Raw genomic sequence first — 23,255 nt, 5'->3', positions numbered from 1 at the left:
CACGGGCGGGGATCACCGGGAGCGGCGTGTCCGGGCGCCGTCGAGGATGATGGCCAGCCCATCGCGGAACTCGCCGCCGAAGTCGCGCCCGGACGGCCCGGTGACCCCGAGGCGCTCCATCTGCGCGCGGGTCTGTTCCTCGATGGTGAGACCGATGACGAGTTGGCACAGTGCTGTGCTGACCGCTTCGGCGTCGCGGAGCGACAGCCCACCGGCCGACCCGGCGGCGATGATGTCGGCGGTGATGGCCTTCGACGACAGTCCGCTGGCCCAGCTCGAGGACACCACCTCCGCGCTGTCGGGCACCGCCAGCAGTGCCCTGCGCATCCCGGATGCGAGCCGATCGAGGCGCTCGTCCCATGCCAGCCCGGTGTCGGGGATCGCGACCGCGCCCAGGATGTCATCGGCGAGCGCGGCCAGCAGCGTCTGCTTGTTGGGGAAGTGCCAGTAGAGCGCGTTGGGGCGGACGCCGAGTTCGGTGGCGAGCCGTCGCATCGACAGGTCCGCCAGGCTGTGCTCGCCCAGGATGTCGCGGGCGGCGCGCAGGACGTCGGTGCGACTGTTGCTCACCCGCGTCAGCGTAGTGATTCCCCGAATCGGGCATCCAGCCCGCCCCTGTACACCGTTCAGGACTGCCTGTACGGTGTTCAGGAATCCTGGACGGTGTCCAGGCGAGACCGTGTGCGAGCAGGAGGTGCAGAGGTGGATCACGAGGACGTCGGTCGCATCGACGCGCACCACATCTGGCATCCGTACGGAGCGCTGCCCGCGACCACGCGACCGCTGGTCGTGTCCTCGGCCTCCGGTGTCCGTCTCGAACTCGCCGACGGACGGTCGGTCGTCGATGGCATGAGTTCCTGGTGGGCCGCGATCCACGGGTATCGCCACCCCCGGCTCGACGCGGCCGCGGCCGCTCAGCTTGGCCGGATGTCGCATGTGATGTTCGGCGGCCTCACCCATGAGCCGGCCGCGCGGCTGGCGCAGCTCCTCGTCGAGATCACGCCGGCGAATCTGCAGAAGGTGTTCTTCTGCGACTCGGGATCGGTGTCGGTGGAGGTCGCGGTCAAGATGGCGCTGCAGTACTGGCGCAGCCGCGGGCAGATGGGACGCACCCGTCTGCTCACATGGCGCGGCGGCTACCACGGCGACACCTTCGCCCCGATGAGCGTGTGTGATCCCGACGGCGGCATGCACACGATGTGGTCGGGCGTGCTCGCGCAACAGATCTTCGTCGACGCGCCGCCGGCCGACTACCGGGCCGACTACGTCGCCGAGCTGGAGCGGGCCGTGCTCGCGCACCGCGACGAGCTCGCCGCGATCATCGTCGAACCGGTCGTCCAGGGCGCGGGCGGGATGCGATTCCACGACGCGGCATACCTGCGCGCACTCCGCGACATCTGCGACCGCCACGACGTCCTGCTCGTGTTCGACGAGATCGCCACCGGATTCGGCCGTACCGGAACGCTGTTCGCGGCCGACGCCGCTCCCCGTGCCAATGGCGGGGCGGGGGTGTCGCCGGACATCATGTGTGTCGGCAAGGCGCTGACCGGTGGCTACCTGACCCTCGCCGCGACCCTGTGCACCACCGAGATCGCCGACGTGATCAGCGCCGGGGAGGCGGGCGGACTCGCGCACGGCCCGACCTTCATGGCCAACCCCCTGGCGTGTGCGGTGGCGGTCGCGGCGATCGAGCTCCTGTTGGACACCCCCTGGGCCGAGCGGGTGTCGGCGATCGAGCGCGGACTCGCCGAGGGACTCGCACCGCTCCGGGAACTCGACGGCGTCGTCGATGTGCGGGTCCTCGGCGCGATCGGCGTCGTCGAACTCGATCGACCGGTCGACATGGTCGCGGCGACCGACGCAGCGGTCGGGGCAGGGGCCTGGCTGCGACCGTTCCGCGATCTCGTCTACACGATGCCGCCCTTCATCAGCACGCCCGAGGACATCGCAGTGATCGTCCGCGGGGTGTCCGCGGCGGTCCTGGCGACGGTGGGCGAACGCGCGCTGGTCGGAGCCCGGTCATGACTTCGGTGCAGGCACAACGGGACTCGACGGTCGTCACCGGCGCGGAGGTCGGGCTGGCCTGGCTCGCCGAGGCCGCGCAGAAGCGCGCCGACGCGGGCTTGCATCGCCGCCCTCATGTCCGGCGCGCCGGTGCCGGGGAGATCAATCTCGGCTCCAATGACTACCTCGGGTTGTCGACGCACCCCGCGGTCGTCGCCGGGGCCCGAGCCGCCGCGGGTCGGTGGGGCGGGGGATCGACGGCCTCCCGTCTCGTCGTCGGCACCACCCAGGCACACATCGACCTCGAAGACGATCTCGCCGACTTCCTCGGATTTCCGGCCGCACTGACCTTCTCGTCGGGTTACCTCGCCAATGTCGGCGCCGTCACCGCGCTGGCGACCCGCGGCGACCTCATCGTCAGCGACACCGGCACCCACGCGTCATTGATCGACGGCTGCCGGTTGTCGCGTGCCCGCGTCGTGGTCGTCGACCGCGGCGACCACGAGGCCGTCCGGCGGGTGCTGGCCGAGCGCGCCGAGAGCCGCGCCCTGGTGGTCACCGATTCGGTGTACAGCATCGACGGTGAACCGGCGCCGGTCGCGGATCTGTATGCCGCAGCACGCGCACACGGTGCCGCGCTGCTCGTCGACGAGGCCCACGCTCTCGGGGTGCGTGGTCCGGGTGGTCGGGGACTCGTCGCCGAACAGGGACTTTCGGGTGCTCCCGACCTCGTCGTCACAACCGTGCTGTCGAAGTCGCTCGGCGCGCAGGGCGGTGTGGTCCTCGGATCGGCGATGCTGCGATCGCACCTCATCGACTGCGCCCGCACCTTCATCTTCGACACCGGCCTCAACCCGGCCGCGGTGGGTGCCGCGCATGCCGCTCTCACGATCCTGCGGGCCGAACCCGGTCTGCCGGACCGGTTGCGCGCCAACGCCCGTCGGCTGGCGTCCGCATGCGGGGTCGGCGAGCCCGCCGCCGCCGTGATCTCGATCGTCGTCGGGGATCCGCAACGCGCGGTGGCGGCTGCTGCGGCGTGCCGGGACCGCGGCGTGCTCGTCGGCTGCTTCCGTCCGCCCTCCGTTCCGGTCGGGACTTCGCGGCTACGGATCACCGTGCGCGCGGACCTCGATGCCGACGCCCTCGACCACGTGGCCGGCGTCGTCGACGCGGCCCTGCGCGAAGTCGGTGCGCGGTGACCACCCGCCGTCGGGGCCGGGTCCTCGCCGTCACCGGAACCTCCACCGACGTCGGGAAGACCGTCGCGACTGCAGCGCTCGCCGCCGCCTGTCTGCTCCCTGAGGTGCGAGGAGCGATAGTCGCCGGGCCGAGCGAGCGACGACGGAGCGGATCGAGGTCGGCGAGCCACGAAGGGCCCGGAACCCGAATCGCCGTGTGCAAACCGGTACAAACCGGCGTCGTTCCCGACGAACCCGGCGACCTCGCCGAAGTGCAACGCCTCGCGGGCGACGTCACCACGGTCGAGCTGTTCCGTTACCCCGAGCCCCTCGCGCCCGACACCGCCGCGCGCCGTGCCGGCATGCCCCTGGCCGATCCGGCGGTGATCGTCCGCGCGGTGGACGAACTCGCGGCATCACACGACCTCACCCTCGTCGAGGGGGCCGGTGGTGTGCTGGTCCGACTGGGGGAGGCCGCGACGATCCTCGACATCGCCGCGAAGACGGTCGTCCCCGGCACCGACGACGGCGTCCTCGTCGTCGTGGCACCCGGGCTCGGCGCGCTCAATCACGCCGAGCTCACCGTGAACGCGGTGCGGGCCCTCGGCCTGCGCCCGGCCGGGCTCGTGATCGGCTGGTGGCCGGCGGATCCCGACCTCGCGATGCGCTGCAACCGCACCGATCTCCCGCGGGTGACCGGGGTGCCGGTCGTCGGCGTGTTACCCGCGGGCGCGGCGGATCTCGCGCCCGCCGACTTCCGTCGCCGCGCAGCGTCCTGGTTCGACGAGGACTGGCTCGCGACTCTCTCGCCCACGCGTTCGGAACAGCTCGCCCGGACGCCGTAAACCGTTCCCGCAGCGGAACTTCCATCCAAGGAGTATCACCAGTGACCCAGGCAACAGTCGACGCCGCCACCTCGGCCCCGGCGTCGGACGACATCCTCGCCATCGCCCGCGCGCAGGTGCTCGACCGCGGCGAACCCCTCGATCAGGATCACGTTCTCCAGGTTCTGCGACTGTCGGACGACCGGCTGACCGAACTGCTCCAGCTCGCCCACGACGTGCGGATGCGGTGGTGCGGACCGGAGGTCGAGGTCGAGGGGATCATCTCGCTGAAGACCGGTGGTTGCCCGGAGGACTGTCACTTCTGTTCGCAGTCCGGCCTCTTCGCCTCGCCGGTGCGCAGTGCCTGGATCGACATCCCCTCGCTGGTCGAGGCGGCCAAGCAGACCGCGAAGACCGGCGCGACCGAGTTCTGCATCGTCGCCGCGGTCCGCGGTCCCGACAAGCGCCTGCTCAGTCAGGTCGCGGCGGGTATCGAGGCGATTCGCAACGAGGTCGACATCCAGATCGCCTGCAGCCTGGGCATGCTCACCCAGGAACAGGTCGACCAGCTGCGCGACATGGGCGTGCACCGCTACAACCACAACCTCGAGACCGCGCGCAGCCACTTCCCGAACGTGGTGACGACGCACACCTGGGAGGAGCGGTGGGACACCCTCCGGATGGTCCGCGAAGCTGGTATGGAGGTCTGCTGCGGCGGCATCCTCGGCATGGGTGAGTCGCTCGAGCAACGGGCCGAGTTCGCCGCCGAGCTGGCCACACTCGAACCCGACGAGGTGCCGCTGAACTTCCTGAATCCGCGACCCGGCACGCCGTTCGGAGACCTCGACGTGTTGCCGGCCGCGGAGGCCCTGAAGTCGGTGGCCGCCTTCCGTCTGGCGTTGCCGCGCACCATCCTGCGCTTCGCCGGCGGGCGCGAGATCACCCTCGGCGATCTGGGTGCCAAGCAGGGCATCCTCGGCGGCATCAACGCCGTCATCGTCGGCAACTATCTGACGACACTCGGCCGGCCCGCCGAGGACGACCTCGACCTCCTCAGTGATCTGTCGATGCCGATCAAGTCGCTGAACGACACGATCTGAGAGTTCGTCCGCAGCGATGGGTAGCGTGTTCTCATGATCGACACCGTCCCGGGTCCACTCGCCGAACCGTGCAGGTTCGGTGTCTTCACCGGACTCGAACTGGAACTGCAGGCTCCCGAGGCCGTTCCGCCGGCCGCCCGGCTGGGTCTCGAACCCCCTCGCTTCTGTGGTCAGTGCGGACGCCGGATGGTGGTCCAGGTGCGGCCCGACGGGTGGGACGCGCGCTGCTCGCGGCACGGCACCGTCGACTCGACGGAGCTGGGGCGCCGGTGAACCCGCCGGTCCGCACCGTCTCCCGGATGGCCGTCGTGTCCGTCGGTGTGGCGCTGCTCGGTGCGGTCGCCGGGGTGATCTGGGCTCTCCTCACCCCGCCCACCACCGGAGTCGTGTTCGAAGGTCTCCGCCGCGACGACATCCCCGCCGACTTCGGCGGGGTCGGGGCCTTCGCCGTGACGATGTTCGGCTACGGCGCCGTGGCCGCCGTCGTGGTGTGGTTCGCGGCCCGGTCGTGGCGGGGTGTCAGTGGTTTCGTGTGGCCCGCCCTGGCGACCACGGCCGGTTCGGCGCTCGCGGCGACGGTCGGGATGTGGGCCGCGGGTCTGCGATTCGACGACGATCCGACCGCACTGCCGGTCGACGCGACCTACCGGATCGCGCCGGAGCTGTGGCTCGACGGGGCCACACGGTCGGGGTCGAGCGAGCCGTGGACACTGCTTATCTGCGCTCCGTTCGCGTTCGCCGTCGTCTATCTGGTGTGCGTGTTGTCTTCGCGGACCGCTGATCTCGGTGTCGGCGACCTCTCGGACGACGCCTCCTCGGCGGAGGTGTTCACATCGGCGGGCGCAACGTCGCGAACTCATCCGTGACGCGTAACTCCTTCTCGGCGAAGGCGTAGAGGGCGGGCGGGCGTCCGCCGCTCCGGCCGGTCTTGCCGACGGTGCCGGTGGCGACCACCACCGCGCGTCGGCTCAGGATGCGGAGCAGGTTGGTCGTATCCACGGGGTAACCCAGGGCGGCGCAATAGATCTCCGACAACGCCGACATCGGGAACCGCGCCGGTGCCAGCGCGAAGGCGATGTTGGTGTACGAGAGTTTCGCGGCGAGCCGATGCCGGGCGGCGTCGACGATCTCGGTGTGATCGAAGGCCAGCGGCGGGAGTGAGTCCACAGCGAACCAGCCCGCGGCTTCGGGTGGTGTCGCGGCCGCATCGGAGGGCACGAGGCCCATGTAGGTCGAGGCGATGGTGCGGACGATGGGCACCCGGTGTGGATCGGAGAACACCGACAGCTGCTCCAGATGCGCGATCTCCCGGACGTCGAGGGAATCCGCGACCAGTCGGCGCGCGCTCGCCGACAGTGTCTCCTCGGCGCCGACCCCGCCGCCGGGAAGTGTCCACACGCCGTCGGCGGTCCGCGTCAGCAACACGCACAACGACGGACCGTCGGCGTCCGACCCGTATCCGGAGTCGGGCGCGGTGGGCGGCGCGACCCGGACCTGGGGGACCCGGATCTGGAACACGACACTCAGCACTTCCACCCGGAGGGTCGTACCGTCGGCGATGGGTGGCTCGGACCCGGCGGCTGGCATGCGCACGATTGTAGGACGCCGCCCTGCTGGTCGAGCCGGCACCGAGCGCGAGCGCGGCGCCGTGTCGAAGCCACCGGGTGACCTCGACTATCCGCGCCCGTTGGTCGTCAGGATCAGCGCGTCGCCCTCGGTGACCGCGATCGTGTGCTCGCTGTGGGCGCCGCGGGAACCGTCGAAGGACCGGATCGTCCAGCCGTCGGCGTCGAACTTGATGCGCTCGGAGCCGAGGGTGAACCAGGGCTCCAGTGCGAGGGTCAGCCCCGGGCGAAGTGTCATGCCTCGACCTGCCCGGCCGACGTTCGCGACATGCGGATCCTCGTGCATGGTGCGGCCGAGGCCGTGTCCGCCGAACTCCGTGTTGACCCGGTATCCGTGCGCGGCGGCGACGGCGCCGATCGCGGACGAGATGTCGCCGATCCGTCCGCCCGGGCATGCCGCGTCGATGGCCGCGCTCAGTGCCTCCTCGGTGGCCGCGACGAGACGCTGGTCCTCGGCCCGCGGGGTGCCGACGATGACACTGCGCGCGGAGTCGGCCACCCAGCCGTCGATGGCGACGGCGATGTCCATCGACAGCAGGTCGCTGTCGGCGAGGACGTAGTCGTGCGGGAGACCATGCAGCACAGCATCGTTCACCGACAGGCAGATCACGTTGCGAAAGGGTCCGCGGCCGAACGACGGCGAGTAATCCCAGTAGCACGACTGCGCGCCGCGCTCGGTGATGAGTTCCCGGGCACGTTCCTCGAGGTCGAGGAGGTTGACCCCGACATCGGCGCGCGCGGCGACATCGTCCAGGAGGTCGGCGATGAAGGCGCCTGTCACCCCCATGGCGGCAACCTCGGCGGGTGACTTCAGTTCGACCATTCTCTTCCTCTCATATCGGTGTGCGGTATAGAAATACCACCGTCGTCGGTATTTGTATACCGGAGCGGCTACGATCGTCACATGGTGCGCAACCCGCTGACCCCGGAACAGATCGCGGCCGGTCGTCGACTCGGTGCCCGGCTCCGCGAGTTGCGCGGCGACCGCCCGCTCGGCGACGTGGCGCTCGGCGCGGGGATCTCCCCGGAGACCCTGCGCAAGATCGAGACCGGACGCATGCCGACGCCCGCGTTCGCCACGATCGCGGCGCTCGCCCGTGCGCTCGGCACCTCGCTCGACGATCTGGCTCTCGTCCTCGACGCCGAGGTGGTGCGCGCGGGATGACCGTGGACCGGTCGGCACTCACCTATCCCGAGGTGGGCGCGACATCGGGCGCGCTGCCGCCCGGTTATCACCATCTGCGCCGGTCGCGGGTCGTGGGTTCGGGGGCCGAGTGTTTCGCCTCGGCCGGGCAACGGATCCTCGACTGGGAGATGCATCGTCGTGCCGGCTTCGGGGTCGACGCGGCCACCCCGGCGGCAACGGTCGGCGCCGACGTCGGCCTGCGGGTCGGGGTCGGTCCACTCGGGATCACCGCGCGGTGCCGGGTCATCGAGGTGATCGACACACCGCGGGAGCGGGGTTTGGCCTACGGGACGCTGCCTGGGCATCCCGAGATCGGCGAGGAACGCTTCTGGGTGGAGTGGCTCGCCGACGACACGGTGGTCGGGCACATCGTCGCCTTCTCACGCCCGGGGCGGTGGTTCACCCGGCTGGGCGGCCCGTTCGGGCGCCTGGCGCAGTCGCGAATCACGGAGCGTTATCTCGATGCCCTGATGTGCCGGTGAGCTGAACCGGATCGCGTGGTGGAACCACGTTCGGTCAGGTGGCGGGAATGCTCTGGGTGTGGCGAATGTTACGATGCATAGCGTTTTCGACCATGAGTCGAAAACCTGCCTCGGACACACGGCCCGTGATCTGGGGAACCAGCGTCCCGGAGACGGAACTCGTCGCCGGGCAGCCAGAGGAGTGGCAATGAGCATCACCAGTGATCGCCCGGCGGCGGTGGCCGCGCCCACCGGCGCGGACTCGGCTCTCGCCGACGCGAAGTGGTTCGATGCGCCGGGTGGCTACACCGGCGTGGAGCCGACCCAGGAATGGGCAGACGAGGTTCGCCGGCTCGCCAAAGCGCGCAATGCGACCCTGCTCGCGCACAACTACCAGCTCCCGGCCATCCAGGACGTGGCCGACCACGTGGGCGACTCGCTGGCCCTGTCGCGGATCGCCGCCGAGGTCGACTCCGACGAGATCATCTTCTGCGGCGTCCACTTCATGGCCGAGACCGCCAAGATCCTGAGCCCGGAGAAGCGGGTCCTGATCCCCGACGAGCGCGCCGGATGTTCACTGGCCGACTCGATCACCGCCGACGAACTGCGCGCCTGGAAGGCCGAGTTCCCCGACGCGCTCGTGGTGTCCTACGTCAACACCACCGCCGAGGTGAAGGGTCTGACCGACATCTGCTGCACGTCGTCGAACGCCGTCGACGTGGTCGCGTCGATCGATCCCGACCGGGACGTCCTGTTCCTGCCCGACCAGTTCCTCGGTGCACACGTCAAGCGTGAGACCGGCCGCGACAACATCCACATCTGGGCGGGCGAATGCCACGTCCACGCCGGCATCAACGGTGACGAACTGACCGCGCAGGCGAATGCGCACCCCGACGCCGACCTGTTCATCCACCCCGAATGCGGGTGCGCGACGTCGGCGCTGTACCTCGCCGGCGAGGGTTTCGTGCCCGAGGAGAAGGTGAAGATCCTCTCCACCGGCGGCATGCTCGATGCCGCTCGCGAGACCGGGGCGGCGCAGGTTCTCGTCGCCACCGAGGTCGGGATGCTGCACCAGTTGCGCAAGGCCGCACCGGGGGTCGACTTCCAGGCCGTCAACGATCGTGCATCGTGCCCCTACATGAAGATGATCACGCCCGCCGCGATGCTCCGATGCCTGCGGGAGGGTCGCGACGAGGTGTTCGTCGACGCCGATGTCGCCGAGAAGGCGCGCAAGAGCGTCGAGCGGATGATCGCGATCGGCAACCCCGGATCGGGCGAGTGAGCAGCTCCACCCGCTCGACGGCGGCCCCGGCCGGCGGCTTCGTCGGGCAGGCCGCGGGCGGTGAACTGGGCGCCGCGGTCACCGACGAGGTCCGCGCGTTGATCCGGACCGCGCTCGACGAGGATCTCCGATACGGGCCCGACGTCACGACCGCGTCCACGGTGCCCGACGACGCGGTCGTCGACGCGGCGATCGTCAGTCGCGCGCACGGCGTGATCGCGGGCGTCCCGGTGGTCGAGGCGGTCTTCGACGAGGTGATCGGGGCGGGCGAGTACACCATCACCTCGCGGGTCGACGACGGAACCCGCGTCGAACCTGGCGCCGTCGTACTCGCCGTCCACGCCCCGACACGGGCTCTGCTGACCGCGGAACGCACGGCGCTCAACCTGATCTCGCACCTGTCGGGGATCGCCACGACCACGGCTGCGTGGGTGGCCGCGGTGGAGGGTACGGATGCGCGGATTCGCGACTCGCGCAAGACACTTCCGGGTCTTCGGCATCTGCAGAAGTACGCCGTGCGCGCCGGCGGGGGAGCCAACCATCGGATGGGACTCGGCGACGCCGCCCTCATCAAGGACAACCACGTCGTGGCCGCGGGCTCGGTCGCCGCGGCGCTGCAGGCCGTGCGCTCGGCGGCGCCGGATCTCCCCGTCGAGGTCGAGGTGGATTCACTGGCCCAGCTCGATGAGGTCCTCGGGCTCGAACCGCAGCTGGTCCTGCTGGACAACTTCGAGCCATGGGAGACCCAGATGGCCGTCCAGCGACGCAACACGCGGTCGCCGGGCACCAAGCTGGAGAGCTCGGGAGGCCTGTCGCTCGACGTCGCGGCCGACTATGCCCGCACCGGCGTCGACTACCTGGCCGTCGGCGCGCTGACGCACTCGGTCACGGTGCTGGACCTCGGTCTGGACATCCCGGCGCCCTGACCGATCAGGTCGCCGGTCCGCCCGTCCGGACGTCGACGTCGAAGACCTCCGTGCGGGCGATCACCCGATCCCGCTCGTCGGCGAGCGCCACGCGGCGCGGGTCGGCGAGATAGGCGTCGAGTGCGCCACGGTCAGCGATGCGCAGGATCTGCACCTCATGCGGTGTGCCGCCGTGTCCGTCGCCGATCACCCGGCTGAGCACCGCGCCGCCGTGCCCGGGGAGCAGACCGAGAACGGTGTCCTCGTATCGGGTCAGGGCTTCGGCCGTGTCGGCGTGCGCCCAGAGCAGGCAGCACAGGTGTAGCGGCTTCTGTGGTCCCGGCACGGACCGGAGCCTATCGAAATTGAGCCGCAGGCGGCGACGGAACTGTCGCCCCGCGCCTGGGTCGGGCATGCCGCCCCACCTCTGGTTGTGCTGAGCCGGCACCGATTGTCAGCGAGGAAACGAGTTGAAGCCACAGCGCCACAACCACCCCCACTGCTGACGACGGCGACTGGCGAACGACGGCGACTGGCGAACGACGGCGACTGGCGAACCTCGTTTCGACTGCTGGACTTCGGTCGAGGGCTATCGGTCGAGTTGAGATTCGTTGGTGGTGGTTGTCGTTCGGGCTACTAGTCAGAGGGTGGCGAGGAGTGTCATGAGGTGTGCTTCGACGAGGGAGGGGCGGGGTGTGGGTGGTCCGGGTCGTGGTGGTCGCACGTCGATGACGTGGCTGATCGTCAGCCATGAGCGACGCGCGTCTGTCGGATGTGGCGCCTCCGGGCGTGCTTGATCGCCGGACCGGGTTGGTGGTCCGTGGATCTCGTCGCGCACGGTGTTCAGATGGTGTGCGAACCGCCGGGGTATGTCGGGGCGGCGGTTGAGGTGTTCGGGGTTGGGTGGCGCACCGGGTTCGGCGTTCAGTCGCCAGACGCAGCGGCCTTCGTCGGGTCCGGACCGGACGATGTGGGTGGTGTATTGGCCGGGCTGGTCGCCGACCATGCGGTTGTGTCGTGGGCACGCGGGGGCGAGGTCGTAAATGTCGGTGAGTCCACCTTGGGCCCAGTCTCTTTGTGCGTGATGCATGTCGACGTGGGTGGCGGGCTGATCGCAGCCCGGCGCCGAACAGACTTCGCCGTCAGGGCGGGCGAAGGAGACGAGTCGCTGTTCGCGGGAGGCGAGACGTCTGCCCCGCCCGAAGTACAGCGGAACGGCGGTGGCGTCTTTGAAGATCGCCAACCACGGCTGAACGTCGGCGGCCATCGCGATCAGGTCAGGGATGGGCAACAGGTTTCCGGTGGCGGTCGTGGCGAGCCCGGCTTCACGGATCAGGTCGGCAAGGTCGGCTTTGATGATCAAATGCACGGGCAGGCCCCGGTGGGACTTGCCGAGCAACCCGTCGTCGAGGACTGCTTTCAGTAGGGCGTTGAGTGCGTCGTGGTTGATCTGGGCCGGTGTGCGGTCGTCCCGGTCTGCTGCGGCGGCCAGTTGTTCGGGGTCGGCGTCTTCAACAGATCCGGTCGGCGAATCAGGATCGTTGGGGTTGTTCATCCCGGGCTTGGCCCACACCGCCAACAGCATCGTCACCCGGGCAGCGAGTTCCGGGGTGAGGGTGCCGGTGAGTTTCGCGGTGCCGTCGGCACGCTGCCGGTTGACCCACAGGTTCCGGCGTCGTGTGCGTTCCGAGTCGTCGGCCAGAGTGCCGTCGGGGTCGAGATAAGCGAGGAGCCGCGCACCGAGTTGGGTGATGTCGGCGGGGGTGTGGGCTTCGGCGATCTCGGCCATCTGTCGTTCGGCAGCAACCGTCACGTCATGGTCGGTTCCATGCGGGATCTGATCGAGGACGTCGATGACGGCGCGCACATGGCTGGTGCCTACCCGGCCGTCGGCCAACGCCGCGGCGAGGGTGGGGTGTTCTGGTGGCAGCGCTTGGCCGGTGTGGGTGAGGTGGGTGGCGGTCGCGCCCCGCTGATTGTTGCGGCGCATCGGATCAGACACCCTCAGTCGGTGGGTCATGAACGCAGTGATGCTGCGGTACCCGGTGCGATGGGGTAGATCGCGGTCGGCGATGGTGACCATCTGTCGGTCACCGGCGTAGGTGAGGCGGGCGATCGCTGTCTCGGTGCCGGCGGCGACATCGACGAGTTCGGTATCCGAGCACGCGCCGAGGTCGACGGTCTGCAATTCACCGATCAACCGGTGCAGCTCGGCGACGAGCTCGGCCGCGCGGGACGCGGGCAGAGAACCATCGGCGTGTGTGGTGTCGGGCATGACGGTCACCTCCCCCGAGAACCGTGACTGCGAATGTACGTTCGAGTGTACACGAGAGCTGGGCGGCGACTGATTCGAAATATGTTGTCGCGCAGCTCTATTGATTCACTCTGCGGACGGCGGGAACTGTCGGTGTTCTGTGGTAGGCGTCATCTGGTCAGCCCACACGCCGACCTCAGGCCGGCGTGTGGGCACCCTCCTGACGCCTAGACGCCGTGGTCGAGGAGAGACTCGCCGGGATGGCGCGCTCCCACGCGCTGATCGCGGCATCCCAGTCAGGACTGCGTCGAGGTCACGATGCTCGGCGATCAGCGGATCGATGCAACCCGCGAAGAGATCCCGGTCGGTGTCGAGCAACTGGGCGAACAGCCCGTCCTCCTCGCCCCGCCAATGCGACCGCAGCTCGATCGCGAGCCGCGCCGGGAGCCGGCGTGCGGCGTCGCGGTCGTCGGCATCGAGTGCCCGGATCGCATCGCCGCCGAGGTTCACGGCTCGTTCGTGCTCGGTGGTGTAGTCGCGCAGCAACGGCATGTCCCGGCACCCGCAGTACTGGCACACTCTCGCCTCCTCCGCTCGTCGATAGCGGCAAACTACTCCGGCGCTCGCTTCGCTCCCGGCGCCGTGGCATCGGGCCCGCTCGCTTCGCTCCCGGCGCCGTGACATCTGGCCCGCTCGCTTCGCTCCCGGCGCCGGGCTCCACCTCAGAAGAACCCGCGCATCACCCGCACCAGAAACCCGCTGGCACCCGACACGTATCCTTGGTGGGTAAATCCGCAGCCACCAGGAGAGATCATGCTCGCCCGAATTGACCTGCGCGGTAGCACGCCGACACTCGCCGAGTTGCGTCGTGCACTGCCCCGCGGGGGTACCGATGTCAATGCCGTCCTCGACACGGTGACACCGGTCGTGCATGCGGTGGCCGAGGACGGGAGCAGCGCCGCACTCGACTACGGCGAGAAGTTCGACGGTGTCCGCCCCGCGTCGGTGCGAGTGCCCGCGAAGGTCATCGCCGATGCCCTGACCGATCTCGACCCGCAGGTCGCGGACGCGCTGCGTGAGTCGATCACCCGCGCCCGCACGGTCCACGCCGACCAGCGCCGCTCGACCACCCGCACCCAGGTCGTCGACGGCGGCGTCGTGAGCGAGAAGTGGATACCGGTCCGCCGCGTCGGCCTGTACGTCCCGGGTGGCAACGCCGTCTACCCGTCGTCGGTCATCATGAACGTCGTCCCGGCCCAGGAGGCGGGCGTCGGCTCACTGGTCGTCGCCTCGCCCCCGCAGAAGGACTTCGGCGGGTGGCCGCACCCGACCATCCTCGCCGCGTGCGCACTCCTCGGCGTCGACGAGGTGTGGGCAGTCGGTGGCGCCCAGGGCGTGGCCCTGCTCGCCTACGGCGGCGTCGACACCGGCTCCGCGGACGAGCCAGACGCCGTACTCGACCCCGTCGACCTCATCACCGGTCCGGGCAACATCTACGTCACCGCCGCCAAGCGCCTGTGCCGCAGCGTGGTCGGCATCGACTCCGAGGCCGGCCCCACCGAGATCGCGATCCTCGCCGACGACTCGGCGGACCCCGGCATTCTCGCCTCCGACCTCATCAGCCAGGCCGAACACGACGTCCTCGCGGCGTCGGTGCTCGTCACCGACAGCGCCGAACTCGCCGACGCCGTCGACGCCGCGCTCGACACCCAGGTCGCGGCGACCAAACACCGTGAGCGTGTCACCACCGCGCTGTCGGGGGAGCAATCGGGCGTCGTTCTCGTCGACGATCTCGACGCCGGGCTCGCGGTCGTGGACGCCTACGCGGCCGAACACCTCGAGATCCAGACCCGCGACGCCGCCGCGGTCGCCGACCGCGTGCACAACGCCGGCGCGATCTTCGTCGGCCCGTACGCACCGGTCAGTCTCGGCGACTACTGCGCCGGCTCCAATCACGTTCTCCCGACCTCGGGTTCGGCCCGATTCGCCTCAGGGCTGTCGGTCCAGACCTTTCTCAAGGGCGTCCACGTCATCGACTACGACGAAGCCGCGCTGCGTGCGGTCGCCGACAAGGTGGTGACGCTCGCCGACGCCGAGGACCTGCCCGGTCACGGCGACGCCGTCAAACAGCGCTTCGTGGCGAGCGGCGCCCGGTGACCGCGTCCGAGTCGGTGGTGGGTGCGGTCGCCCCGGGTGGCTCGATCACCGTCGACGACTTGCCGCTGCGCGCCAACCTCCGCGGCAAGAGTGCCTATGGCGCACCGCAACTCAAGGTTCCGGTGATCCTCAACACCAACGAGAACCCGCACGCGCCGTCCCCGGCGCTGATCGATGACGTCACCGCGTCGGTGCGCGCGGCGGCCGCCGAGCTGCACCGCTATCCCGACCGCGACGCCGTCGCCCTGCGCACCGACCTCGCCGCCTACCTGACCCGGGCCACCGGTGTCCGGCTCGGCGTCGAGAACCTCTGGGCCGCAAACGGTTCCAACGAGGTCCTGCAGCAGCTGCTGCAGGCCTTCGGCGGGCCGGGGCGCAGTGCACTGGGCTTCGTCCCGTCGTATTCGATGCACCCGATCATCGCCGACGGCACCGACACCACCTGGCTCGTGGCGGCGCGGGCGGGAGACTTCTCGCTCGACACCGACTATGCGGTCGCCGAAGTCGCCAACCGCGCACCGGACGTCGTCTTCGTGACCTCACCCAACAACCCGACCGGCGGATCGATCCCGCTCGCCGATCTCCGCCGGATCGTCGAGGCCGCACCGGGCATCGTCATCGTCGACGAGGCGTACGCCGAGTTCTCCACGGCGCCCAGCGCTGTCGAACTCATCGACGAGTTCCCGGCGAAGGTCGTCGTCAGCCGCACCATGAGCAAGGCGTTCGCCTTCGCCGGTGGACGGCTCGGCTACCTCGCCGCGGCTCCCGCCGTCGTCGACGCGATCCAGCTGGTGCGGCTTCCGTACCACCTGTCCGTGCTGACCCAGGCCGCCGCGCGGGCAGCATTGCGCCACAGCGACGACACCCTCGCCGGTGTGGCCGCGATCATCGCCGAACGTGATCGCGTGGTCGCCGAATTGACCGCCCTCGGATATCGCGTCGTCGACTCCGACTCGAACTTCGTGCTGTTCGGTGGGTTCCGGGATGCTGCGGCGTCGTGGCAGCGTTACCTCGACCAGGGCGTCCTGATCCGCGACGTGGGCATCGCCGGTCACCTGCGGGTGACCATCGGCCTCCGCCCGGAGAACGACGCCTTCCTCGACGTCAGCCGTACGCTCGCCACCACAGATCTGGAGAACACTCAGTGAGCACCCCCACGACCACGCCGCGCATCGCGAAGGTCGAACGGACCACCAAGGAGTCCTCGATCTCCGTCGAACTGAACCTCGACGGCACCGGCGTGACGAGCATCTCGACGGGCATCGCCTTCTTCGACCACATGCTGACCGCCTTCGGCCAACACGGCAGCTTCGATCTGACCGTCGAGGCGAAAGGCGACATCGAGGTCGAGGGCCACCACACGATCGAGGACACCGCGATCGTGCTCGGCCAGGCGCTCGGTCAGGCGCTCGGTGACAAGAAGGGCATCCGACGCTTCGGCGACTCGTGGATCCCGATGGACGAGACGCTCGCCCAGGCCGTCGTCGACGTCTCCGGCCGGCCGTACTGCGTCCACACCGGCGAGCCCGAGCACATGCTCACCGCGGTGATCGGCGGCTACCCGGGCGTGCCCTATTCGACCGTCATCAACCGGCACGTGTTCGAGTCGATCGCGCTCAACGCCCGCATCGCGCTGCACGTGCGGGTCCTCTACGGCCGCGACCAGCACCACATCACCGAGGCAGAGTTCAAGGCGGTGGCGCGTGCCTTGCGCGCGGCGACCGAATACGACGCGCGCGTGACCGGCGTCCCGTCGACGAAGGGTGCGCTGTGAGTGCCGCCGACGTCACCATCCTCGACTACGGATCCGGCAACCTGCGGTCCGCGCAGCGGGCGCTGGAACGGACCGGGGCGCAGGTGACCGTCACGTCCGACTTCGACACCGCGCTGAACGCCACCGGCCTCGTCGTGCCGGGCGTCGGCGCGTTCGCCGCCTGCATGGACGGTCTGCGCGCCGTCAAGGGTGACCGGATCGTCGGCCGCCGACTGGCCGGCGGGCGTCCGGTGCTGGGCATCTGCGTCGGCATGCAGATCCTCTTCGAACGGGGCGTCGAGTTCGGCGTCGAAGCGGAAGGATGCGGTGAGTGGCCGGGCAGTGTGACCCAGTTGCCCGCACCGGTCCTGCCGCACATGGGCTGGAACACGGTCGACGCGCCCGAGGGCACCGTGCTCTTCGACGGGCTCGACGCGGACACCCGGTTCTACTTCGTGCACTCCTACGCCGCGCAGACCTGGGAGATGGACAACGTGGGCTCGCCGCTCGTCGCGCCGAAGCTGACCTGGGCCGAACACGGCGGACCGTTCCTCGCCGCGGTGGAGAACGGGCCGTTGTCGGCCACCCAGTTCCACCCGGAGAAGTCCGGTGACGCCGGCGCCCACCTGCTGGAGAACTGGGTTCGGGGACTCTCGTGACCGACGGCACGCCGCGCCCGGACGACCGCGGGCACGGCGACGGACACCACGGCTCGCCGGCCGGGTCCGCACCGGCGGACGCCGGGGCGGCGTCCGCCGGTTTCTCGATCGCCAAACTCGCCTTCTACGCTCTCGGTACGGGGGTGCTGGTCCTCATCGTGTCGGTCCCGATCATCGCGCTGTGCGCGCACTGGTCGCCGATCGCCGGACTCGTCGCCGCGCTGGTGGCGGTGGCGGCGATGATCGCCGCGATCGGTACCGTTGCCAACCGCATGGTCGACCGCGCGCGGGCAGACCTGATCGCGGCGCGCGACGGTCACCATCCCGCCTGACCGACCCGGGCACGTCCCGACACCCGACCTCGCTCGAACCAGAACAGACAGGACAGATTCACCCATGGGTAGCACCCTTGAACTCCTTCCCGCCGTCGACGTCGCCGACGGGCAGGCGGTCCGCCTGGTCCAGGGCGCGGCCGGCACCGAGACCTCCTACGGCTCGCCGCGCGACGCCGCGTTGGCGTGGCAGCGGGACGGTGCCGAGTGGATCCATCTCGTCGACCTCGACGCGGCCTTCGGCCGTGGCGACAACCGCGACCTGCTGGCCGGCGTCGTCGGCGAACTCGACGTGAAGGTCGAGCTGTCCGGTGGCATCCGCGACGACGATTCGCTGGCGGCCGCCCTCGCGACGGGGTGCACCCGGGTGAACCTGGGCACCGCCGCACTGGAGAACCCGGAGTGGTGTGCACGCGCGATCGCCGAACACGGCGACCGTATCGCCGTCGGTCTGGACGTGATCCGCGACGGGGACTCCTACCGCCTGCGCGGGCGCGGCTGGGTGACGGACGGCGGAGATCTCTGGGAGGTCCTCGAGCGGTTGAACCGCGACGGGTGCGCACGGTACGTGGTCACCGACGTGTCGAAGGACGGGACACTGCAGGGGCCGAACCTCGACCTGCTGGCCGAGGTCGCAGCGGCGACCGACGCCCCGCTGGTGGCCTCGGGCGGTGTCTCGGCCATCGACGACCTGGTCGCGATCGCCGGCCTCACCGGCCAGGGTGTGGAGGGCGCGATCGTCGGCAAGGCGCTCTACGCGGGCCGCTTCACGTTGCCGGAGGCGCTGACCGCGGTCGCCGGGGTCTGATGAGCGCGGCCGACACCTCTCTCGACCTGCCCCGGCTGCTCGACACCGCCGGGTCGATCCTCGATGCCGCCGTCGAGCGATTCGTCGACGGTCAGGGCGCGCCGAGTGCGATCAACAAGGGCGGCAACGACTTCGCCACCCAGGTCGACCTGGATCTCGAGCGCCACATTGGGGCCGAGCTCGCCGACCGGACCCAGATCCCGGTCCACGGTGAGGAATTCGGCGGTGCCGATGTCGTCGACGGACCGGTGTGGGTGCTCGACCCGATCGACGGCACCTTCAACTACTCCGCGGGAATGCCGCTCACCGGCATCCTGCTCGGGCTGGTCGTCGACGGCGAGGCCACCCTCGGGATGACCTGGCTGCCGCTCGTCGGACGCCGGTACGCCGCGCACGTCGACGGTCCGCTGCTGGCCGACGGCGAGCCCCTCCCGCCGGCCCCCGACATGGAACTCGCCGAGGCGGCGATCGCCTTCGGACCGTTCGACGCCCGCGGCGGTGGTCGATACCCGGGCGCGCGTCGCGCCGACCTCCTCCGCGAACTGAGTACGCGTGCCGCCCGGATTCGCATGACGGGGTCGACGGGTGTGGACATGGCGTTCACCGCGGCCGGGGTGTTCGGCGGGGCGATCGCGTTCGGCAGACACCCCTGGGACAACGCCGCGGGCGCGGCCCTGGTCCGCGCCGCCGGCGGCGTGGCGACCGACATCGCCGGCCGGCCGTGGACGGTGGCATCGCCGTCCCTGGTCGCGGGCACGCCGACCGTGCACGCCGGGCTGATGCGTGTCATCGGCGAGACGGTCCCGGAATGGACCCCAGATTCCGACACCCCAGAATCCACCACCCCGAGGAAGGTTCAACGATGACGCTGGCGACCCGGGTCATCCCATGCCTCGACGTCGATGACGGCCGCGTGGTCAAAGGCGTGAACTTCGCCAACCTGCGCGACGCCGGCGACCCGGTCGAACTGGCCGAACGCTACGACCGTGAAGGCGCGGACGAGTTGACCTTCCTCGACGTCACCGCCTCGAGCTCGGGGCGCTCGACGATGATCGACGTGGTCAAGCGCACCGCCGACCAGGTGTTCATCCCGCTCACCGTCGGCGGGGGCATCCGGACCGTCGACGACGTCGACACGATGCTGCGCGCCGGGGCCGACAAGGTGAGCGTCAACACCGCGGCCATCGCCCGACCGGATGTCCTCGCCGAGATGAGCCGCCGCTTCGGGTCGCAGTGCATCGTGCTGTCGGTGGATGCGCGGACCGTGCCGGCGGGGTCGGAGCCCACGCCGTCGGGCTGGGAGGTCACCACACACGGTGGCCGCAAGGGCACCGGTATCGACGCGGTCGAATGGGCTGTCCGCGGTCAGGACCTCGGCGTCGGCGAGATCCTCCTCAACTCGATGGATGCCGACGGCACCAAGCAGGGCTTCGATCTGCGCATGCTGACGGCCGTGCGTGCCGCCGTGTCGGTGCCGGTCATCGCCAGCGGCGGCGCCGGACGCATCGAGGACTTCGCGCCGGCCGTCGAGGCGGGCGCCGACGCCGTTCTCGCGGCCTCGGTCTTCCACTTCGGCGAACTCACCGTGGCCGAGGTGAAGACGGCCATGCGCGACGCCGGGATCACCGTCCGATGAGGCGCGGCATGCGCTCCCGAACCGACCAGGAAGGTCGCTGATGGCACTCGATCCCGATCTCGCCGCGCGCCTCAAACGCAACGCCGACGGCCTGTTCACCGCGGTGGCCCAGGAACGCAGCACCGGCACGGTGCTGATGGTGGCCTGGATGGACGACGTCGCGCTCGAGCGCACGCTGGCCACCCGAAAGGGGACCTACTACTCGCGGTCGCGCCAGGAGTACTGGGTGAAGGGGGAGACCAGCGGGCACACGCAGTATGTGCACGACGCCCGGATCGACTGCGACGGGGACACCGTGCTGCTGGTGGTCGACCAGGTCGGCGCGGCATGCCACACCGGCAACCACAGTTGCTTCGACACCGAGTCATTGACATTCGGGATCGACGCCGCATCCGGTTCCGGGGCCGACACCGGGCAGCGCTTGCCGGGCACAGCAGAATAGAACCCCAAACACGAGTCCCGGGGGAGACCTCCCGGGACCACGCCACAGCTCGAGACCTTCGAAAGGCGGTGCGTCCATGCCCCTCATCCAGATCTCGCAGACGCCGGGACTGTCCGATCGCGTGAAACGCGAGACGATCGCGGCGGTCACCGAGGCCTACGCCAAGGCGACCGGCAAGAACCCCGACTCGGTCTGGGTGACGATCACGGAGGTCCCGCGCACTCAGTGGGGCGTCGGCGGCGAGCCGCTCGGATGACTGCCACCACCGGCGGCGCGGCCGCCACGACGACTCTCCCGGAGTTCCTCGATCTCGCGCGCGATCACCGCGTCGTGCCGGTGACGCGCAAGGTCCTCGCCGACTCCGAGACGCCGCTGTCGGCCTACCGCAAACTCGCGGGAGACCGTCCGGGGACCTTCCTGCTGGAGTCCGCGGAGAACGGACGATCGTGGTCCCGATGGTCGTTCATCGGCGCCGGTGCGCCGTCGGCGCTGACCGTCGTCGACGGCCAGGCGCACTGGTGGGGTTCGGTGCCCGTCGGCGCACCCGAGGGCGGCGACGCGCTGGAGGTCCTCGCCGAGTCGCTGCGGGTCCTGCAGACCGACCCGCTCCCCGGGATGCCGCCGCTGACCGGCGGATTCGTCGGCTTCATGGCCTACGACATGGTCCGCCGGCTGGAACGGCTGCCCGAGACCACCGTCGACGACCTCGGCCTCCCCGACATGATGATGGTGCTGGCCACCGACCTCGCCGCGGTCGACCATCACGAGGGGACGATCACCCTCATCGCGAACGCGGTCAACTGGGACGGCTCCGACGACCGGGTGGAGCACGCCTACGCCGACGCCCTTGCCCGGCTCGATCGGATGACCGAGGCGCTCGCCGCCCCCGCCCCGTCGACGGTGTCGACCTTCGACCGTCCGCGCCCCGAGTTCGCCGCGCAGCGCTCGCTTGCGGAGTACAGCGAGATCGTCACCGATCTGGTCGGCGAGATCGAGGCAGGCGAGGCCTTCCAGGTCGTGCCGTCGATGCGTTTCGAGATGGACTCCGACGCCGACCCGCTCGACGTCTATCGAGTCCTGCGCGCCTCCAACCCGAGTCCGTACATGTACCTCCTCCGGATGCCCGGCACCGAGGAGCACAGCGACACCGGCTCACCCGACGCGATCGCGCGCAAGCCCTTCACCATCGTCGGCAGCAGCCCCGAGGCACTCGTCACCGTGGCCGACGGGGTCGCGACCACGCATCCGATCGCGGGGACACGCTGGCGCGGCGCGACCGAGGAAGAAGATCAGCTGCTCGGCAAGGGGCTGATCGAGGACGAGAAGGAGAACGCCGAACACCTGATGCTGGTGGACCTGGGTCGCAACGATCTCGGCCGCGTGTGCGTGCCCGGCACGGTCAAGGTCAGCGACTACCGGCACATCGAGCGCTACAGCCACGTCATGCATCTCGTCTCTACCGTGTCGGGAACCCTCCGCGACGACAAGCACGCCCTCGACGCCGTGACGGCCTGTTTCCCGGCCGGAACGCTCACCGGGGCCCCGAAGGTGCGGGCGATGGAGCTCATCGACGAACACGAGATGACCCGCCGTGGCCTCTACGGCGGGATCGTCGGCTACATCGACTTCGCCGGCAACGCCGACACCGCGATCGCGATCCGTACGGCACTGCTCGCACGCGGCAAGGCGTTCGTCCAGGCCGGCGGTGGCGTCGTCGCCGACAGCGAACCCGAGTACGAATACAACGAGGCGCGCAACAAGGCCACCGCGGTGCTCAACGCCGTGGCCGCCGCGTCGACGATGCGACGGGTGGGTGAGACCTCATGACCTCTGCCGAATCAGGAGCCGAACCGGGAGCCGGATCCGGGCCCGACGCGGAGGCGTTGCGCCGCAAGTCCGTCCGCCGCCTGCAGGTCATCGCGGCTCTGCTGATGGCGGCTGCCGCAGCCGCCTTCTGGGGTGCGAGCCGGATGACCTGGGCCACCGTCTCCGCCGAGGACGGGCTGTCCCCGCAGCGCGCGTTCGAGGTCAACGGCGGGGACTGGAGTCCCTGGCTCACGCCGCTCGCGCTGGTCTACCTGGCGGGCATCCTCGCGGCGCTGTCGGTGCGCGGCTGGGCCCTCCGAGTCGTCGCGATCCTGGTCGCGGTGGGTGGCGTCCTGGCCGCGTTCCCGGCGATCTCGCTGATCACCGGTGGCACCGACTCGGACTATGCGGCGGACGCGGGCAGCATCCCCGATCGCTATGTGGTGCTCTACGTCGACACCAACACCCTGGCGGCACTCGTCGTGCTCGCCGGCACCCTGTGCGCCGTGGGCGCAGCGGTGGCGCTGCTGCGCGTCGCGAAGGGCGCGACCAGGTCGTCGAAGTACACGACGCCGGCCGCCCGGCGCGAGGAGATCGAGACCGAGATCTTCGCCGACTACGAGCGCCGCAAGGCCATCCAGACCGACGCCGGGACGACGGCGGCGGACACGGCACCGACCGAGCCCGGTACCGACCCCGGAAAGCCGGGGGCCGCCGACGCCGACCCGACGCCGCCCGGTGCCAACGAGCGCATGATGTGGGACGCGCTCGACACCGGCATCGATCCGACCGATCCCACCGATCCCGACCGCCGCTGACCCACGCCCGGACGTCGGATCCGTG

General features: G+C 70.0%; 28 protein-coding genes. 22 read left to right on the top strand and 6 right to left on the bottom strand.

Annotated elements, in window-relative coordinates; all coding sequences use genetic code 11:
- Positions 1 to 12: 12 nt before the first annotated feature.
- Positions 13 to 570 carry a TetR family transcriptional regulator gene (locus CA982_RS08960; protein ID WP_086534992.1) on the bottom strand — a complete coding sequence of 186 codons (558 nt, stop codon included), beginning with the start codon at positions 568 to 570 and terminating at the stop codon, positions 13 to 15.
- 132 nt (positions 571 to 702) lie between these two features.
- Between CA982_RS08960 and CA982_RS08955 the strand changes: the two genes are divergently transcribed.
- From CA982_RS08955 to CA982_RS08930, 6 genes are read left to right on the top strand one after another with little or no spacing between them, the layout of a single operon-like run.
- Entirely contained in the window at positions 703 to 2,025 is a 1,323-nt protein-coding gene (locus tag CA982_RS08955) for an adenosylmethionine--8-amino-7-oxononanoate transaminase (RefSeq protein ID WP_086534991.1), read from the top strand.
- A complete protein-coding gene (locus tag CA982_RS08950; protein ID WP_086534990.1) occupies positions 2,022 to 3,203 on the top strand; it encodes an 8-amino-7-oxononanoate synthase in 1,182 nt (393 codons plus the stop codon). Before CA982_RS08955 ends, CA982_RS08950 begins: the two co-directional genes overlap by 4 nt.
- Entirely contained in the window at positions 3,200 to 4,027 is an 828-nt protein-coding gene (gene bioD / locus CA982_RS08945; RefSeq protein WP_086534989.1) for an ATP-dependent dethiobiotin synthetase BioD, read from the top strand. The genes CA982_RS08950 and bioD overlap by 4 nt, the downstream gene beginning before the upstream one ends.
- 41 nt (positions 4,028 to 4,068) lie before the next feature.
- The gene (bioB, locus tag CA982_RS08940) at positions 4,069 to 5,106 is read left to right on the top strand and encodes a biotin synthase BioB (RefSeq protein WP_086534988.1); all 1,038 of its coding nucleotides are present in this window, start codon (positions 4,069 to 4,071) and stop codon (positions 5,104 to 5,106) included.
- 33 nt (positions 5,107 to 5,139) lie between these two features.
- A complete protein-coding gene (gene bsaP / locus CA982_RS08935; RefSeq protein ID WP_086534987.1) occupies positions 5,140 to 5,379 on the top strand; it encodes a biotin synthase auxiliary protein BsaP in 240 nt (79 codons plus the stop codon).
- On the top strand, positions 5,376 to 5,972 hold the full coding sequence (locus CA982_RS08930; protein WP_086534986.1) for a DUF2567 domain-containing protein: 597 nt from the start codon (positions 5,376 to 5,378) through the stop codon (positions 5,970 to 5,972). Before bsaP ends, CA982_RS08930 begins: the two co-directional genes overlap by 4 nt.
- Here the strand turns inward: CA982_RS08930 and CA982_RS08925 are convergent.
- Positions 5,935 to 6,693, bottom strand: a complete 759-nt coding sequence (locus tag CA982_RS08925) for an NUDIX hydrolase (protein WP_086534985.1) — start codon at positions 6,691 to 6,693, stop codon at positions 5,935 to 5,937. The two genes, CA982_RS08930 and CA982_RS08925, sit on opposite strands and share 38 nt — an antisense overlap.
- A gap of 87 nt (positions 6,694 to 6,780) precedes the next feature.
- Positions 6,781 to 7,554, bottom strand: coding sequence for a type I methionyl aminopeptidase (map, locus tag CA982_RS08920; RefSeq protein WP_086534984.1), 774 nt, complete (start codon positions 7,552 to 7,554; stop codon positions 6,781 to 6,783).
- Between the two features lie 81 nt (positions 7,555 to 7,635).
- Here map and CA982_RS08915 point away from each other — a divergent pair, with 81 nt between their 5' ends.
- The 4 genes from CA982_RS08915 (at position 7,636) to nadC (ending at position 10,586) form a co-directional block, all read left to right on the top strand.
- Positions 7,636 to 7,896, top strand: coding sequence for a helix-turn-helix domain-containing protein (locus tag CA982_RS08915; RefSeq protein ID WP_086534983.1), 261 nt, complete (start codon positions 7,636 to 7,638; stop codon positions 7,894 to 7,896).
- Positions 7,893 to 8,399 (top strand): DUF1990 family protein, encoded by a 507-nt coding sequence (locus CA982_RS08910; protein WP_086534982.1) that lies wholly within the window; start codon positions 7,893 to 7,895, stop codon positions 8,397 to 8,399. Before CA982_RS08915 ends, CA982_RS08910 begins: the two co-directional genes overlap by 4 nt.
- A 187-nt stretch (positions 8,400 to 8,586) precedes the next feature.
- Complete coding sequence (gene nadA / locus CA982_RS08905) at positions 8,587 to 9,660, top strand: quinolinate synthase NadA (RefSeq protein WP_086534981.1); 1,074 nt, start codon at positions 8,587 to 8,589, stop codon at positions 9,658 to 9,660.
- Positions 9,657 to 10,586, top strand: a complete 930-nt coding sequence (nadC, locus tag CA982_RS08900) for a carboxylating nicotinate-nucleotide diphosphorylase (RefSeq protein WP_086534980.1) — start codon at positions 9,657 to 9,659, stop codon at positions 10,584 to 10,586. Before nadA ends, nadC begins: the two co-directional genes overlap by 4 nt.
- A gap of 4 nt (positions 10,587 to 10,590) precedes the next feature.
- Here the strand turns inward: nadC and CA982_RS08895 are convergent, their stop codons facing one another.
- The 3 genes from CA982_RS08895 to CA982_RS08885 form a co-directional block, all read right to left on the bottom strand.
- A complete protein-coding gene (locus tag CA982_RS08895) occupies positions 10,591 to 10,911 on the bottom strand; it encodes a hypothetical protein (protein ID WP_086534979.1) in 321 nt (106 codons plus the stop codon).
- A gap of 294 nt (positions 10,912 to 11,205) precedes the next feature.
- The gene (locus CA982_RS08890) at positions 11,206 to 12,840 is read right to left on the bottom strand and encodes an HNH endonuclease signature motif containing protein (RefSeq protein ID WP_086535072.1); all 1,635 of its coding nucleotides are present in this window, start codon (positions 12,838 to 12,840) and stop codon (positions 11,206 to 11,208) included.
- 105 nt (positions 12,841 to 12,945) lie between these two features.
- Positions 12,946 to 13,371, bottom strand: coding sequence for a hemerythrin domain-containing protein (locus CA982_RS08885; protein ID WP_167383345.1), 426 nt, complete (start codon positions 13,369 to 13,371; stop codon positions 12,946 to 12,948).
- A 261-nt stretch (positions 13,372 to 13,632) separates the two neighbouring features.
- Here CA982_RS08885 and hisD point away from each other — a divergent pair, with 261 nt between their 5' ends.
- From hisD to CA982_RS08825, 12 genes are all read left to right on the top strand, one after another.
- Positions 13,633 to 14,976 (top strand): histidinol dehydrogenase, encoded by a 1,344-nt coding sequence (gene hisD, locus CA982_RS08880; RefSeq protein ID WP_086534977.1) that lies wholly within the window; start codon positions 13,633 to 13,635, stop codon positions 14,974 to 14,976.
- Complete coding sequence (locus CA982_RS08875) at positions 14,973 to 16,124, top strand: histidinol-phosphate transaminase (protein WP_086534976.1); 1,152 nt, start codon at positions 14,973 to 14,975, stop codon at positions 16,122 to 16,124. Before hisD ends, CA982_RS08875 begins: the two co-directional genes overlap by 4 nt.
- Complete coding sequence (gene hisB / locus CA982_RS08870) at positions 16,121 to 16,750, top strand: imidazoleglycerol-phosphate dehydratase HisB (RefSeq protein ID WP_086534975.1); 630 nt, start codon at positions 16,121 to 16,123, stop codon at positions 16,748 to 16,750. Before CA982_RS08875 ends, hisB begins: the two co-directional genes overlap by 4 nt.
- Positions 16,747 to 17,388: an imidazole glycerol phosphate synthase subunit HisH gene (hisH, locus tag CA982_RS08865; RefSeq protein ID WP_086534974.1), complete on the top strand. Its 642-nt coding sequence runs from the start codon at positions 16,747 to 16,749 to the stop codon at positions 17,386 to 17,388. Before hisB ends, hisH begins: the two co-directional genes overlap by 4 nt.
- Positions 17,385 to 17,720, top strand: coding sequence for a hypothetical protein (locus CA982_RS08860; RefSeq protein WP_086534973.1), 336 nt, complete (start codon positions 17,385 to 17,387; stop codon positions 17,718 to 17,720). Before hisH ends, CA982_RS08860 begins: the two co-directional genes overlap by 4 nt.
- 64 nt (positions 17,721 to 17,784) lie before the next feature.
- Entirely contained in the window at positions 17,785 to 18,528 is a 744-nt protein-coding gene (priA, locus tag CA982_RS08855; RefSeq protein WP_086534972.1) for a bifunctional 1-(5-phosphoribosyl)-5-((5-phosphoribosylamino)methylideneamino)imidazole-4-carboxamide isomerase/phosphoribosylanthranilate isomerase PriA, read from the top strand.
- The gene (locus CA982_RS08850) at positions 18,528 to 19,394 is read left to right on the top strand and encodes an inositol monophosphatase family protein (RefSeq protein ID WP_086534971.1); all 867 of its coding nucleotides are present in this window, start codon (positions 18,528 to 18,530) and stop codon (positions 19,392 to 19,394) included. Before priA ends, CA982_RS08850 begins: the two co-directional genes overlap by 1 nt.
- Positions 19,391 to 20,164 carry an imidazole glycerol phosphate synthase subunit HisF gene (hisF, locus tag CA982_RS08845; protein ID WP_086534970.1) on the top strand — a complete coding sequence of 258 codons (774 nt, stop codon included), beginning with the start codon at positions 19,391 to 19,393 and terminating at the stop codon, positions 20,162 to 20,164. The genes CA982_RS08850 and hisF overlap by 4 nt, the downstream gene beginning before the upstream one ends.
- A 40-nt stretch (positions 20,165 to 20,204) precedes the next feature.
- On the top strand, positions 20,205 to 20,606 hold the full coding sequence (gene hisI / locus CA982_RS08840) for a phosphoribosyl-AMP cyclohydrolase (protein ID WP_086534969.1): 402 nt from the start codon (positions 20,205 to 20,207) through the stop codon (positions 20,604 to 20,606).
- 76 nt (positions 20,607 to 20,682) lie between these two features.
- Complete coding sequence (locus CA982_RS08835; protein WP_005196179.1) at positions 20,683 to 20,862, top strand: tautomerase family protein; 180 nt, start codon at positions 20,683 to 20,685, stop codon at positions 20,860 to 20,862.
- Positions 20,859 to 22,433, top strand: a complete 1,575-nt coding sequence (locus tag CA982_RS08830) for an anthranilate synthase component I (protein WP_086534968.1) — start codon at positions 20,859 to 20,861, stop codon at positions 22,431 to 22,433. Before CA982_RS08835 ends, CA982_RS08830 begins: the two co-directional genes overlap by 4 nt.
- Positions 22,430 to 23,230, top strand: coding sequence for a TIGR02234 family membrane protein (locus CA982_RS08825; RefSeq protein WP_086534967.1), 801 nt, complete (start codon positions 22,430 to 22,432; stop codon positions 23,228 to 23,230). Before CA982_RS08830 ends, CA982_RS08825 begins: the two co-directional genes overlap by 4 nt.
- Positions 23,231 to 23,255 lie beyond the last annotated feature (25 nt).

The sequence above is a fragment of the Gordonia lacunae genome (assembly GCF_002149015.1).
GTDB classification, from domain to species: domain Bacteria; phylum Actinomycetota; class Actinomycetes; order Mycobacteriales; family Mycobacteriaceae; genus Gordonia; species Gordonia lacunae.
This window is presented reverse-complemented; position numbering and strand designations above follow the sequence as displayed.

Coding starts and splice junctions, on each gene's coding strand:
- hisF (WP_086534970.1), top strand. CDS start 19,391: ATGACGCTGGCGACCCGGGTCATCCCATGCCTCGACGTCGATGACGGC.
- CA982_RS08890 (WP_086535072.1), bottom strand. CDS start 12,840: ATGCCCGACACCACACACGCCGATGGTTCTCTGCCCGCGTCCCGCGCG.
- CA982_RS08910 (WP_086534982.1), top strand. CDS start 7,893: ATGACCGTGGACCGGTCGGCACTCACCTATCCCGAGGTGGGCGCGACA.
- hisI (WP_086534969.1), top strand. CDS start 20,205: ATGGCACTCGATCCCGATCTCGCCGCGCGCCTCAAACGCAACGCCGAC.
- hisD (WP_086534977.1), top strand. CDS start 13,633: ATGCTCGCCCGAATTGACCTGCGCGGTAGCACGCCGACACTCGCCGAG.
- CA982_RS08950 (WP_086534990.1), top strand. CDS start 2,022: ATGACTTCGGTGCAGGCACAACGGGACTCGACGGTCGTCACCGGCGCG.
- priA (WP_086534972.1), top strand. CDS start 17,785: ATGGGTAGCACCCTTGAACTCCTTCCCGCCGTCGACGTCGCCGACGGG.
- CA982_RS08915 (WP_086534983.1), top strand. CDS start 7,636: ATGGTGCGCAACCCGCTGACCCCGGAACAGATCGCGGCCGGTCGTCGA.
- CA982_RS08925 (WP_086534985.1), bottom strand. CDS start 6,693: ATGCCAGCCGCCGGGTCCGAGCCACCCATCGCCGACGGTACGACCCTC.
- CA982_RS08825 (WP_086534967.1), top strand. CDS start 22,430: ATGACCTCTGCCGAATCAGGAGCCGAACCGGGAGCCGGATCCGGGCCC.
- CA982_RS08850 (WP_086534971.1), top strand. CDS start 18,528: ATGAGCGCGGCCGACACCTCTCTCGACCTGCCCCGGCTGCTCGACACC.
- nadA (WP_086534981.1), top strand. CDS start 8,587: ATGAGCATCACCAGTGATCGCCCGGCGGCGGTGGCCGCGCCCACCGGC.
- CA982_RS08885 (WP_167383345.1), bottom strand. CDS start 13,371: ATGCCGTTGCTGCGCGACTACACCACCGAGCACGAACGAGCCGTGAAC.
- bsaP (WP_086534987.1), top strand. CDS start 5,140: ATGATCGACACCGTCCCGGGTCCACTCGCCGAACCGTGCAGGTTCGGT.
- CA982_RS08830 (WP_086534968.1), top strand. CDS start 20,859: ATGACTGCCACCACCGGCGGCGCGGCCGCCACGACGACTCTCCCGGAG.
- map (WP_086534984.1), bottom strand. CDS start 7,554: ATGGTCGAACTGAAGTCACCCGCCGAGGTTGCCGCCATGGGGGTGACA.
- CA982_RS08835 (WP_005196179.1), top strand. CDS start 20,683: ATGCCCCTCATCCAGATCTCGCAGACGCCGGGACTGTCCGATCGCGTG.